We start from the raw sequence: 12370 nt of genomic DNA, 5'->3' as shown, positions 1-12370 counted from the left end.
GTGCTCAGAGGGCGAGCGCCTGAGCCCGGCGCTTCACCTCCGTCCCGCGATTCTCACTCAGTGCCTGCGCGGGGGTGCCCGGCAGGGTCTCGTCCGGAGTGAAGAGCCACTCGAGCATCTCTTCGTCGCTGTAGCCGTCGTCCCGCAGCAGGGTCAGCGTGCCGGACAGGCCCTTGACCACCTTGTTGCCGTCGATGAAGGCGGCAGGCACCTGGAGCACGCGGTTCTCACCCCGGCGCACGGCGATCAGCTGGCCCTCCTTGACCAGCTGACGGACACGCGTCACCTCGACACCGAGCATTTCGGCGATGTCGGGCAGGTGCAGCCAGGCGGGGACGAGAGCATCGATGTTTGCGTCAATCTCGGTCACGGCACCCAGCCTGCCATCCCGCACCGACAATCAGCACCCCGGACTACGGCGTTCAGCCCCCGGCCGGCCGTACCGACGCCTTCAGCGCAATGCCCGGATCGGCCACCCGCACCGGATCCAGCGGCGCCCCCGACTCGATCAGCCTGCGTCCCTGAGCCAGGTCCCTGGGCCGTCCCACGGCGAGCAGCGCGACCAGCCGCCCCTCACGCAGCCAGCAGACCGACCAGGCGGGAGCCGCGGAAGCACCCTCGCTCGCGCCGGGGAGTGAGTCCGGGGACGGGTCGCCACGCCGGATCAGGGTGTCGGCGGCCGGGTGGTGGCCCGCGTACTGGACGAAGCGGCCGAACTGCTCCGACCAGAAGTACGGCACCGGGTCGTAGGCCGGCGGCGCCTCGCCGACGATGTCGGCGGCCACCGTACGGGGGCCCTGAAGAGCGTTGTCCCAGTGGTGGATCAGCAGTCGCTCACCGTATCGGCGGGACGGGAAGGAGGCGCAGTCACCGACCGCGTACACCCCCGGCAGCGTGCTGCGCAGCCACGCATCGGCGGTGACCGAGCCGTCGGCGCCGAGTTCGATTCCGGAGCCGGTCAGCCAGCCGGTGGCCGGCCGCGCGCCGATACCGACGAGCACGGCCCCGGCGGTCAGCCTGCGCCCGGACTCCAGCACCACGGCGCCGGGCTCGATACGGGACACCCGGGCGTGCGTGAGCAGTTCGGCGCCACTGTCCGCGTACCAGTCGGCCATGGGCGCCGCGATTCCGGCGGGCAGCGCTCCGGCCAGGGGCTGCCCGGCCGCCTCGACGACGGTCACCGCGCAGCCGGCTTCGCGGGCGGCCGTCGCGAACTCCGCGCCGATCCAGCCCGCCCCGACGACCACCACGTCGTGCCGGGCGGCCAGGACCGCCCGCAGCCGGGTCGCATCGTCGAGGGTGCGCAGCAGATGGACGTCGGGGACGTTCTCGCTGCCGGGCAGGGTGACCGGGCGGGCGCCGGTGGCGACGACCAGGACGTCGTAGGGCACCGGGCCCTGCGTGGTGTCGAGTCGGTGGTCCGATGCCCGCAGCCCGGTCACCTCGCGCCCCAGCAGCAGGGTCACACCGAGTGCGTCGAAGTCCACGTCGAAGGCGGATCCGTCGGCCTTGCCGAGCAGCACGGCCTTGGACAGCGGCGGCCTGTCGTACGGCTGGTGCGGTTCGTCGCCGACCAGCGTGACAGCGCCGGTGAAGCCCTGGTCCCGCAGCGCGACCGCGGTCTGCACTCCGGCCATGCCCGCGCCGACGATGACGACGTGCCTCTGCTCACTCACCCGTTACCTCACTCACCCGTTGCTTCAGTCAGCCGTTGCTTCAGTCAGCCGAACACCGTCAGGACCGCGGCCCAGCGTCGGCCCCCTCGGTCCGGCCGGCACCGGGGGGCGGCCGGTCTTACTGCCGACGGAAACCTGGGGTTAGGCTGGCCAAGCTAAACCACTCGCGGGAGTCCGGGCGCACCGGGCTGAGAGGGAGGCTGCGACGGCCTCCGACCGTACGAACCTGATCCGGGTCATGCCGGCGAAGGGAGGGGCTGGACGCCCATGCACGCGGACAGAGCTCATGCAGACACGGTTCCGGACGTACTGCCGGACGTACTGATCGTCGGCGGCGGGATCATCGGTCTCGTCACCGCCTGGCGCTCGGCGCAGCGCGGGCTGCGCACCACTGTCGTCGATCCGGCACCGGGCGGCGGAGCGGCGCAGGTCGCCGCCGGCATGCTGGCCGCCGTCACCGAACTGCACTACGGCGAGCAGGTCCTGCTCGGCCTCAATCTGGAGTCCGCCCGCCGTTATCCGGCGTTCACCGCCGAGTTGGCGGAGGCTTCCGGCCAGGACCTCGGTTATCGCACCTGCGGCACGCTCGCCGTCGCGCTCGACGCCGACGATCGTGCGCACCTGCGTGAACTGCACGCCCTGCAGCAGCGCTCGGGGCTGGCCTCCGAGTGGCTCACCGGCCGCGAATGCCGGCGTCTGGAGCCGATGCTGGCGCCCGGTGTGCGCGGCGGTCTGAGGGTGGACGGCGACCACCAGATCGACCCGCGGCGGCTCGCGGCAGCCCTGGTCACGGCGTGCGAGCGGACCGGGGTGGATTTCCGGCGCGACCGCGTTTCCGAACTGACCCTGAGCGGGGGCCGGGCCACCGGGGTCGTGCTGGCGGCCGGCGGCGCGCTCGGCGCCGGCCAGGTGGTGCTGGCGGCGGGCAGCCTCAGCGGGAAGCTCGCCGGGGTACCGGACGACGTGCTGCCGCCCGTCCGCCCGGTGAAGGGCCAGGTGTTGCGGCTCACGGTGCCGAAGGCTTTCGCGCCCTTCCTCAGCCGTACGGTCCGCGCGGTGGTGCGCGGCAGCCACGTCTATCTCGTACCGCGGGAGAACGGCGAACTCGTCGTCGGCGCCACCAGCGAGGAGCTCGGCTGGGACACCACGGTCACCGCGGGCGGCGTGTACGAACTGCTGCGCGACGCGCATGAACTGGTCCCCGGCATCACCGAACTACCACTCACCGAGACCCGGGCAGGTCTGCGCCCGGCGTCCCCCGACAACGCCCCGTTGCTCGGCCCGACGGCGCTGCCCGGACTCCACCTGGCCACCGGCCACTACCGCAACGGCGTGTTGCTGACCCCGGTGACCGGCGATGTGATGGCCGAGTTCCTCACCACCGGCGAACTCCCCGCCGCGGCCGCCCCCTTCACGCCACGGCGTTTCTCACCCGCACGGCAGGAGCAGCCCGTATGACCGCCCCGAACGGTTGCGTATCGGTCTCCGTGAACGGTGCCGCGCAACGCGTCGCACCGGGCACCACCCTCGATCTGCTGGTCGCCACCGTGACCCGGGCACCGGCCGGAGTGGCCGCCGCGCTCAACGAGGCCGTGGTGCCGCGTGGCCAGTGGCCCAGCACCCCGCTCGGTGACGGCGACCGCGTCGAAATCCTCACCGCAGTCCAAGGAGGCTGACCCCGATATGGCAGACGATCTCCTGTCCATCGCCGACTGCACGTTCTCGTCCCGCCTGATCATGGGCACCGGTGGTGCGCCGAGTCTCGAGGTACTGGAGCGCTCGCTGATCGCATCGGGCACCGAACTGACCACGGTCGCGATGCGCCGCCTCGACCCCACCGTCCAGGGCTCGGTCCTCTCCGTGCTGGAAAAGCTCTCCGTCCGGGTGCTGCCGAACACGGCGGGCTGTTTCACGGCGGGTGAGGCGGTGCTGACCGCGCGGCTCGCCCGCGAGGCGCTGTCCACCGACTGGATCAAGCTGGAGGTGATCGCGGACGAGCACACCCTGCTGCCGGACCCGGTCGAACTGCTCGACGCCGCCGAGACGCTGGTGGACGACGGCTTCACGGTCCTCCCGTACACCAACGACGACCCGGTGCTCGCCCGTCGGCTGGAGGACGTCGGCTGCGCGGCGGTCATGCCGCTCGGCTCCCCCATCGGCTCCGGCCTCGGCATCCGCAACCCGCACAACTTCCAGCTGATCGTGGAACAGGCACGCGTACCGGTCATCCTCGACGCGGGCGCCGGCACGGCCTCGGATGCGGCCCTGGCGATGGAGCTGGGCTGCGCCGCGGTGATGCTGGCCTCCGCGGTGACCCGGGCGCAGGAGCCCGAACTGATGGCCGAGGCGATGCGCCGGGGGGTGGAGGCGGGAAGGCTGGCGTATCGGGCCGGGCGGATTCCTCGGCGGCACTTCGCCCGTGCTTCCTCGCCGGGTGAGGGGCGGGCCGCGCTGGATCCGGAGCGGCCGGCGTTCTGAGGCCGGGCTCCGGGAGCCGCGCTGTCACAGCTCGGCTTCAGTCCCGCTCCAGCCTCCCGGCCATCCGAACCCTGTCACCCCCAGCTCGTACACTCGCTTCGTGGACACGACCCTCAAGGACCCCCTCGTCGGGCAGCTGCTGGACGGCCGCTACCGCGTGGAGGCACGTATCGCCGTCGGTGGCATGGCCACGGTCTACCGGGCCGTGGACACCCGGCTGGACCGGGTGCTCGCGCTCAAGGTGATGCACCCCGCACTGGCCGTGGACGCCACCTTCGTGGAGCGTTTCATCCGGGAGGCCAAGTCCGTCGCGCGGCTCGACCATCCCAATGTGGTCGGCATGTTCGATCAGGGCGCGGACGGCGCGTATGTGTATCTCGCGATGGAGTATGTCGCCGGGTGCACCCTCCGCGACGTGCTGCGCGAGCGCGGCGCGCTCCGGCCCCGGGCGGCTCTGGACATCCTGGAGCCGGTGCTGGCCGCGCTCGGCGCCGCGCACCGGGCCGGGTTCGTGCACCGCGACATGAAGCCGGAGAACGTGCTGATCGGGGACGACGGCCGGGTCAAGGTCGCCGATTTCGGCCTGGTGCGGGCCGTCGGCACCGAGACCAGCAGCACCGGGACGATTCTGGGCACCGTCTCCTATCTCGCCCCGGAGCAGATCGAGCACGGCACGAGCGACACCCGTTCCGACGTCTACGCCTGCGGCGTGGTGCTGTACGAGATGCTGACGGGCGCCAAGCCGCACTCCGGCGAGACCCCGGCGCAGGTCCTCTACCAGCACCTCAATGACGGTGTGCCCGCGCCGTCCGCGGTGGTGCCCGGGCTGGCCGGCGCGCTGGACGAGTTGGTGGCGAGCGCCACCGCCCGCACCCCCGACGCGCGGCCGCACGACGCGGTCGCGCTGCTCCGCCAGGCCCGGGAGAGCCGGGCAGCACTCAGCGACCGGCAGCTCGACGCGGTGCCGCCGCAGGCACGGGACGGCGAGGCCGGGGAGCGGCCCGCGAACGGCTCCGAGGACCGTACGAACGTGATCCCGCGTGTCCTGCCCGCCGCGGGCGTCAACCGTACGAGCAGGCTGGAGATGCCCGCGCCGCCGGAGCCGCAGCGGACGCCCGTACGGCGCAAGCGGCGGGCGGGCCGCGGGCTGATCGCCTCGGTCGTCGCCGTGCTGCTGGTTCTCGGGGTGGGGGCCGGGGTCTGGTACATCAACTCCGGGCAGTTCACCCGGGTGCCTTCGCTGCTCGGGCAGACGGAGAAGACGGCGACGTCACGGCTCACGTCCGCCGGCCTCGAGGCGAACAACACCAAGCACGCATACAGCGACACCTACGAGCGCGGCACGGTCATGGACAGCGATCCCGCGTCGGGCGCCCGGATCCGCGACCACGACGCGGTGACGCTGGTGGTGTCCCGCGGCCCCGAGATGGTGAAGGTTCCGGACGTCGCGGGCGAGCCGCCGGCCGAAGCGAAGCGTGATCTGGCGAAGGCGGGGCTGGACGCCGGCATGGTGACCAGGGAGTTCAGCGAAGACATCGACCGCGGCGGGGTCATCCGGACGGACCCGGCCACCGGCACGGAGCGTCATGCGGGTTCCGCGGTCGCCCTGGTCGTCTCCAAGGGCGCCCCGGTGGACGTGCCGGACGTGACCGGGGAGTCCGTGGACGAGGCCACCGCTGACCTGCAGCAGCTGCACCTGAAGGTCAGGGTCGCGACGGAGCAGATCAACTCCGGGCAGGACCCGGGCGATGTCGCCAAGCAGTCGCCGGCGGACGGTGCGCGGGCAGCGGAGGGCGACACGGTCACGCTGACGGTCTCGAAGGGGCCCCGGATGATCGACGTGCCCGATGTGACGGGCGACAACGTGGACGATGCGAAGAAGACGCTGACCGACAAGGGCTTCAAGGTCCATGTCAAACGTCCGTTCCTGTCCTTCAGCGACACGGTCGAGAGCCAGTCCGTGGAAGGCGGCGACCAGGCTCCCGAGGGCGGCACCATCACCCTCACGACCAAGGGGCTCTGAAGGGCGTGCGCAATCCCATCGGCGGCCACATCCCGGTCGCCGGCGGCCTCGCCAGGACCGGGCTGCCCTATGCCCGCGAGCTCGGCGCGGAAGCCGTGCAGGTCTTCGTGGCCAATCCGCGCGGCTGGGCGCTGCCGGCCGGCAACGCGGCGCAGGACGAGCGGTTCCGCGAGGAATGCGCGGCCGAGTCGATCGTGGCCTACGTGCACGCGCCGTATCTGATCAACTTCGGCTCGCACACCGAGGCGACCGTCCAGCAGTCGGTGGCCTCGCTGCGGCATTCGCTGCGCCGCGGCCGGGACATAGGCGCGCTGGGCGTGGTGGTGCACACCGGTTCGGCGACCGGAGGCCGTCCGCGCGCGGAGGCGCTGGCGCAGGTCCGTGAGCGGATGCTGCCGCTGCTCGACGGGCTCACCCATGACGACGACCCGTTTCTGCTCCTGGAGTCGACCGCGGGCCAGGGCGCCTCCCTGTGCTCGCGCACCTGGGACTTCGGCCCGTACTTCGAGGCGCTCGACGCGCACCCCCGGCTGGGCGTCTGCCTCGACACCTGTCACATCTTCGCGGCGGGCCACGATCTGGCCGGACCCGGCGGGATGAACCGGACGCTGGACCTGCTGGTGGGCACGGTCGGCGAAGGCCGGTTGAAGCTGATCCATGCCAACGACTCCAAGGAAGCGGCGGGCGCGCACCGGGACCGCCACGAGAACATCGGTTCCGGTCGTATCGGGGAGGAGCCCTTCCGGGAGCTGCTCACGCACCCGGCGACCGAGGGCGTACCGCTGGTGATCGAGACGCCGGGCGGCAAGGAAGGGCACAACGCGGACGTCAAGCGTCTGAAGGCGCTCCGCCCCTGATTCCGCAGGCGGGCACGGAAGCAGGTCAGAGCTCCGGGCCGTCGCCGGGCTCCTCCTGGTACGAGTAGCGCTGCTCCTGCCAGGGGTCGCCGAGGTTGTGGTAGCCCCGCTCCTCCCAGAAGCCGCGCCGGTCCGCGGTCATGTACTCGATGCCGCGAACCCACTTGGGGCCCTTCCAGGCGTACAGATGCGGCACGACGAGGCGCAGCGGGAAGCCGTGCTCGGCGGTGAGCAGCTCACCGGCCTTGTGGGTGGCGAAGAGCGCGCGTTCGTCGGTGAAGTCGGCGAGCCGCAGATTGGCGCTGTAGCCGTACTCCGCCCAGACCATGACATGGGTGACGTGGGGTGCGGGTGGCGCGAGCTCGACGAGGGTACGGGCCTGCACCCCACCCCATTCGGCCCCGAGCATGGAGAATTTCGTGACACAGTGCAGGTCGGCGATCACCGTGGAGAACGGCAGCGCCGAGAACTCCTCGTGGTTCCAGCAGTGCTTGTCCCCGTCCGCGGTGGCGCCGAAGACCCGGAACTCCCAGCGGTCGGGCTTGAACTTGGGGACCGGCCCGTAGTGGGTGACCGGCCAGCCGCGCTGCAGCCGCTGCCCCGGTGGAAGCTCCGACTGTGCCGCTCCCTGCTGTTCCCGGCTTTCCGGCTGACCCATGACTCCATGGTGACAGACCGCGCAGGGTGGTCATGACCAGGCAGGCGCCGATTCGGGCAACTCATACTAAGCCTGTACTTACTGGACGCTCTTCCGAGGCGGTGCGAGGATGCCCGGAACCAGCCCGGACCCACGCCTGGAAGGAGCCTCTGCGATGCAGGGCGACCCCGAGGTCATCGAGTTTCTCAACGAGCAGTTGACCGCCGAGCTCACGGCGATCAACCAGTACTTCCTGCACGCGAAGATGCAGGAGAACTTCGGCTGGACCAAGCTGGCGAAGTACACCCGGGCCGAGTCGTTCGACGAGATGAAGCACGCGGAGATCCTCACCGACCGGATCCTGTTCCTGGAGGGCCTGCCGAACTACCAGCGGCTCTTCCACGTCCGGGTGGGTCAGACCGTCACCGAGATGTTCCAGGCGGACCGGCAGGTCGAGGCGGAGGCCGTCGATCGCCTCAAGCGGGGCATCGAGGTCATGCGGAACAAGGGCGACATCACGTCCGCGAACATCTTCGAGTCGATCCTGGCCGACGAGGAGCACCACATCGACTACCTCGACACCCAGCTGGAGCTGGTGGAGAAGCTCGGCGAGCCGCTCTACATCGCCCAGCTGATCGAGCAGCCGGACAGCTGACCGGCGGCAGCCGGCGGGCGGCGGATGACGCCGCTCACGCCGCTTCGGGGAGCGGCGGCGCCGCGGTGACCTCCGACGCCAGGGCGGGCATCCCCTGGTCGAGCAGCTCGCGGCGGGGGCAGTTGCCCCGGCCGAGGAGCGCCTGGATGCTGCGTACGCAACCGCCGCAGTCCGTGCCCGCCTTGCAGGCCGACGCGATCTGGCGGGGCGTGCAGGCGCCCGCGTCCGCGTGTTCCCTGACCTGCTGCTCGGTCACTCCGAAGCATGAGCAGACAAACACGCGGTTTCACCTCCCGGGCGGGATCGGCTGACGGTCGCCGTCCCGATGTCTCGGTGAGGCTAACCTAACCTTACCTGCCCGGTCGAGCGGCGCAAAAGGGCCGCGGAGTCCGGATCGATGTGATCCGCGCCCCACGGCCCGTGCTCCGCTCGCCGCGGTCCGGCCCTACTGGTCGCGGTACATCTCCGCCACCAGGAACGCCAGGTCGAGCGACTGGCTGCGGTTGAGCCGCGGGTCGCAGGCCGTCTCGTAGCGCTGGTGCAGATCGTCGACGAAGATCTCGTCGCCGCCGCCGACGCATTCGGTGACGTCGTCACCGGTCAGCTCGACGTGGATGCCACCGGGGTGCGTACCGAGGCTCTTGTGGACCTCGAAGAAACCCTTGACCTCGTCGAGCACATCGTCGAAGCGGCGCGTCTTGTGGCCGGAGGCGGCCTCGAAGGTGTTGCCGTGCATCGGGTCGGTCACCCAGACGACCTGGGCGCCGGACGCGGTGACCTTCTCCACGAGGTTCGGCAGCCTGTCGCGGACCTTGTCGGCGCCCATCCGGACGATGAACGTCAGCCGTCCGGGCTCGCGGTCCGGGTCGAGCCGCTCGATGTAGCTGAGCGCCTCCTCCGGGGTGGTCGTCGGGCCGAGCTTCACACCGACCGGGTTGCGGACCTGCGCGGCGAACTCGATGTGCGCGTGGTCGAGCTGCCGGGTGCGCTCGCCGACCCAGACCATGTGGCCGGAGGTGTCGTAGAGCTTGCCGGTGCGTGAGTCGGTACGGGTCAGCGCGGACTCGTAGTCGAGGAGCAGCGCCTCGTGCGAGGCGTAGAACTCGACCGCGCGGAACTCCGCGGGATCGGTACCGCAGGCCTTCATGAAGTTGAGGGCGCTGTCGATCTCGCGGGCGAGCTGTTCGTAACGCTGCCCGGAGGGCGACGACTTCACGAAGTCCTGGTTCCAGGCGTGCACCTGGCGCAGGTCGGCGTAGCCACCGGTGGTGAAGGCACGGACCAGGTTCAGCGTCGACGCGGAGGCGTGGTACATCCGCTTCAGCCGCTCCGGGTCGGGGACCCGGGACTTCTCGTCGAAGTCGAAACCGTTGACCGAGTCGCCGCGGTAGGTGGGCAGGGTCACGCCGTCGCGGGTCTCGGTGTCCTTCGAGCGCGGCTTGGAGTACTGACCGGCGATCCGGCCGACCTTGACGACCGGTACCGAGGCGGCATAGGTGAGCACGGCGCTCATCTGGAGAAGAGTCTTCAGCTTCGCCCTGATGTGCTCGGCGGACACCGCGTCGAAGGCCTCGGCGCAGTCGCCACCCTGCAGGAGGAACGCCTCGCCCCTGGCCACGGCGCCCAGCCGGTCGCGCAGCTGGTCGCACTCGCCCGCGAAGACGAGCGGCGGATAGGTGCGGAGGTCCCCGATGGCATCGCGCAGGGCCTCGGCATCCGGGTACTGGGGCTGCTGCGCCGCGGGAAGGTCTCGCCAGGTGTTCACGTTCACGGTCACCCGCACAACATTACGGCCTTGCCCGGTACGTACGGCCCTCCGCCCATCCATTGAGACGCCTCCCCGGAGCACGGTCGATCGGCTAGAGTGCTGCACATGTTCGCGACGACGACTCGAAACTGGTGGTGGACCGCTCATCCGGCGGCCCACTGACATCGCGCGCACAGACGAAGCGAAGGCCGCCCGAGGGGCGGCCTTCCGTGTTTTCACCGGCCGTTCCTCTCCACCCGCCCCGGGCCTCCCGGGGAACCCGGAAGGAACACCATCGATGCTTGTCAGCGGACTGCTGAACGACCACCGCCCCTTCGCACTGCTGCGCCGGCGCACCCCCGGACACGACCACGACACCGTCGAACTGCTGATCGGTGAGGTGCGGGAGGTGGAGCGGCTCGCGGACATCCCGGCCGACGGCGACCGGCCCGTTCTCGCTCTGGTGCCCTTCCGGCAGATCAGGGAGCGCGGCTTCGATGTGCGCGACGACGGCACTCCGCTGGCCGTGCTGGTCGCCGACGAAACGTACGAGCTGCCGCTCTCCGAAGCGCTCGCCACCCTGCCGGACCACTCCGTACGGGTCGAGGACGGCGCGTTCGACGTCACCGACGACGCCTACGAGGACATCGTGCGGCGGGTCGTCGAGGACGAGATCGGGCGGGGCGAAGGGGCCAACTTCGTCATCCGCCGCACCTACACCGGCTCGGTGCCGGGCTTCGGCCGGGCGGACGCGCTGGCCCTCTTCCGGCGGCTGCTCGCCGGTGAGCGGGGCGCGTACTGGACCTTCGTGGTGCACACCGGGGAGCGCACCCTGGTCGGCGCCAGTCCGGAGGTGCATGTCCGGATGTCCGGCGGAACGGTGGTGATGAACCCCATCAGCGGCACCTTCCGCTATCCGTCCGAGGGACCGACCGCCGAGGCGCTGCTGGACTTCCTCGGTGACCGCAAGGAGACCGAGGAACTCTCCATGGTGGTCGACGAGGAGCTCAAGATGATGTGCACCGTCGGCGACATGGGCGGGGTCGTCGTCGGGCCGCGGCTCAAGGAGATGGCCCATCTCGCCCACACCGAGTACGAGTTGCGGGGACGCAGTTCGCTGGATGTGCGCGAGGTGCTGAAGGAGACGATGTTCGCGGCGACCGTCACCGGGTCGCCGGTGCAGAACGCCTGCCGGGTGATCGAGCGGCACGAGGTGGGCGGGCGCGGTTACTACGCGGGGGCGCTGGCGTTGATCGGGCGGGACGCCGGCGGCGCCCGGACGCTGGATTCGCCGATTCTGATCCGTACCGCCGACATCGCGGCCGACGGCGGGCTGCGGGTGCCGGTCGGGGCGACGCTGGTACGCCACTCGGACCCGGCGAGCGAGGTCGCCGAGACCCATGCCAAGGCGGCCGGGGTGCTCGCGGCACTCGGCGTGCGGCCCGGCCCTCCCCGGGCGGCCGCCGCGGCCCCCCGGCTCAGTGACGACCCGCGGGTGCAGGCCGCGCTTGAGTCCCGGCGCGGCGATCTGGCGCCCTTCTGGCTACGGATGCGGGACGGTGCGCCGGCCGCGCACGGTGCCGTGCTGTCGGGAAGCGCGCTGGTGGTGGACGCCGAGGACACCTTCACCTCGATGCTCGCCCATCTGCTGCGGGCCTCCGGCCTGGACGTGACGGTACGGCGTTACGACGAGCCCGGTCTGCGGTCCGTGGTCCGCGCCCACCGGGGCCCGGTGGTGCTCGGACCCGGGCCCGGCGACCCCCGGGACGCGGCGGACCCCAAGATGAGCTTTCTGCGCGGCCTCACCGCCGAGCTGCTCCGCGAGCACCGGCACGGGCTGCTCGGAGTCTGCCTGGGCCACGAGCTGCTCGCCGCCGAACTGGGCCTGGACATCGTCCGGAAGGAGGTCCCCTACCAGGGCGCCCAGGAGCGGATCGACTTCTTCGGCAGGACGGAGACCGTCGGCTTCTACAACTCGTACACCGCCCGGTGCGACGACCGCGTGGCGGCCGAGCTGGCGATGCACCGCATGGAGGTGAGCCGCGACGCGGTGAGCGGCGAGGTGCACGCGGTGCGGGGGCCGGGGTTCGCCGGGGTGCAGTTCCACCCCGAGTCGGTGCTGACGCTGGACGGTCCGGGGGTGCTGGCGGGGGTGCTCGCCGGGGTGCGGGTGTAGGCAGCGGCGGGGTCCGGGGCGTAGCCATGGTCAACGCCGTTCAGGTCGGCCTGCGTTACATCGAGGCCTGGCTGCGCGGCATGGGCGCGGTCGCCATCTTCAACCTGATGGAGGACGCCGC

The 12370-nt window shown here is 71.1% G+C and carries 13 protein-coding genes, 1 pseudogene and 1 riboswitch; of the genes and pseudogenes, 9 read left to right on the top strand and 5 right to left on the bottom strand.

All coding sequences use genetic code 11. The features are described from left to right. Positions 1 to 4 precede the first annotated feature (4 nt). Together AB0M87_RS22075 and AB0M87_RS22070 are read right to left on the bottom strand one after the other, a co-directional pair. Complete coding sequence (locus tag AB0M87_RS22075; RefSeq protein WP_365855455.1) at positions 5 to 370, bottom strand: Rv2175c family DNA-binding protein; 366 nt, start codon at positions 368 to 370, stop codon at positions 5 to 7. A gap of 52 nt (positions 371 to 422) precedes the next feature. Next, complete coding sequence (locus AB0M87_RS22070) at positions 423 to 1637, bottom strand: FAD-dependent oxidoreductase (RefSeq protein WP_365855924.1); 1215 nt, start codon at positions 1635 to 1637, stop codon at positions 423 to 425. Between the two features lie 195 nt (positions 1638 to 1832). Further along, positions 1833 to 1946: riboswitch (TPP riboswitch) on the top strand. On the opposite strand from AB0M87_RS22070, the gene thiO reads away from it, so the two are divergent. The 5 genes from thiO to AB0M87_RS22045 all read left to right on the top strand — a co-directional run bounded on the left by thiO (position 1944) and on the right by AB0M87_RS22045 (position 7034). Beyond that, the gene (gene thiO / locus AB0M87_RS22065) at positions 1944 to 3134 is read left to right on the top strand and encodes a glycine oxidase ThiO (protein ID WP_365855453.1); all 1191 of its coding nucleotides are present in this window, start codon (positions 1944 to 1946) and stop codon (positions 3132 to 3134) included. It overlaps the preceding riboswitch by 3 nt. Then, a complete protein-coding gene (gene thiS / locus AB0M87_RS22060; RefSeq protein ID WP_365855451.1) occupies positions 3131 to 3352 on the top strand; it encodes a sulfur carrier protein ThiS in 222 nt (73 codons plus the stop codon). Before thiO ends, thiS begins: the two co-directional genes overlap by 4 nt. Before the next feature lie 7 nt (positions 3353 to 3359). Then, on the top strand, positions 3360 to 4154 hold the full coding sequence (locus tag AB0M87_RS22055; RefSeq protein ID WP_365855449.1) for a thiazole synthase: 795 nt from the start codon (positions 3360 to 3362) through the stop codon (positions 4152 to 4154). 100 nt (positions 4155 to 4254) lie between these two features. Next, positions 4255 to 6177, top strand: coding sequence for a Stk1 family PASTA domain-containing Ser/Thr kinase (pknB, locus tag AB0M87_RS22050; RefSeq protein WP_365855447.1), 1923 nt, complete (start codon positions 4255 to 4257; stop codon positions 6175 to 6177). 5 nt (positions 6178 to 6182) lie between these two features. Continuing rightward, a complete protein-coding gene (locus AB0M87_RS22045; protein ID WP_365855445.1) occupies positions 6183 to 7034 on the top strand; it encodes a deoxyribonuclease IV in 852 nt (283 codons plus the stop codon). A 25-nt stretch (positions 7035 to 7059) separates the two neighbouring features. Here AB0M87_RS22045 and AB0M87_RS22040 read toward each other — a convergent pair whose 3' ends face one another. Further along, positions 7060 to 7692 (bottom strand): sulfite oxidase-like oxidoreductase, encoded by a 633-nt coding sequence (locus AB0M87_RS22040; RefSeq protein ID WP_365855443.1) that lies wholly within the window; start codon positions 7690 to 7692, stop codon positions 7060 to 7062. 154 nt (positions 7693 to 7846) lie between these two features. Between AB0M87_RS22040 and bfr the strand changes: the two genes are divergently transcribed. Further along, positions 7847 to 8326 (top strand): bacterioferritin, encoded by a 480-nt coding sequence (bfr, locus tag AB0M87_RS22035; RefSeq protein WP_365855441.1) that lies wholly within the window; start codon positions 7847 to 7849, stop codon positions 8324 to 8326. 34 nt (positions 8327 to 8360) lie between these two features. Here bfr and AB0M87_RS22030 read toward each other — a convergent pair whose 3' ends face one another. Continuing rightward, positions 8361 to 8582, bottom strand: coding sequence for a (2Fe-2S)-binding protein (locus AB0M87_RS22030; protein WP_365855440.1), 222 nt, complete (start codon positions 8580 to 8582; stop codon positions 8361 to 8363). Between the two features lie 189 nt (positions 8583 to 8771). Next, positions 8772 to 10103, bottom strand: a complete 1332-nt coding sequence (locus tag AB0M87_RS22025; RefSeq protein WP_365855439.1) for a class II 3-deoxy-7-phosphoheptulonate synthase — start codon at positions 10101 to 10103, stop codon at positions 8772 to 8774. Between the two features lie 96 nt (positions 10104 to 10199). Here AB0M87_RS22025 and AB0M87_RS22020 point away from each other — a divergent pair, with 96 nt between their 5' ends. The 3 genes and pseudogenes from AB0M87_RS22020 to AB0M87_RS22010 all read left to right on the top strand — a co-directional run. Next, complete coding sequence (locus AB0M87_RS22020; protein ID WP_353961846.1) at positions 10200 to 10256, top strand: trp operon leader peptide; 57 nt, start codon at positions 10200 to 10202, stop codon at positions 10254 to 10256. A gap of 115 nt (positions 10257 to 10371) precedes the next feature. Then, positions 10372 to 12249, top strand: coding sequence for an anthranilate synthase family protein (locus tag AB0M87_RS22015; RefSeq protein ID WP_365855437.1), 1878 nt, complete (start codon positions 10372 to 10374; stop codon positions 12247 to 12249). A gap of 26 nt (positions 12250 to 12275) precedes the next feature. Beyond that, positions 12276 to 12370: pseudogene (locus AB0M87_RS22010) on the top strand (hypothetical protein); the annotation flags it as partial.

The organism is Streptomyces sp. NPDC051320, from assembly GCF_040682175.1.
Lineage (GTDB): Bacteria > Actinomycetota > Actinomycetes > Streptomycetales > Streptomycetaceae > Streptomyces.
Note: the sequence above shows the minus strand (reverse complement) of the source record. Positions and strands in the feature narration are given on the sequence as shown.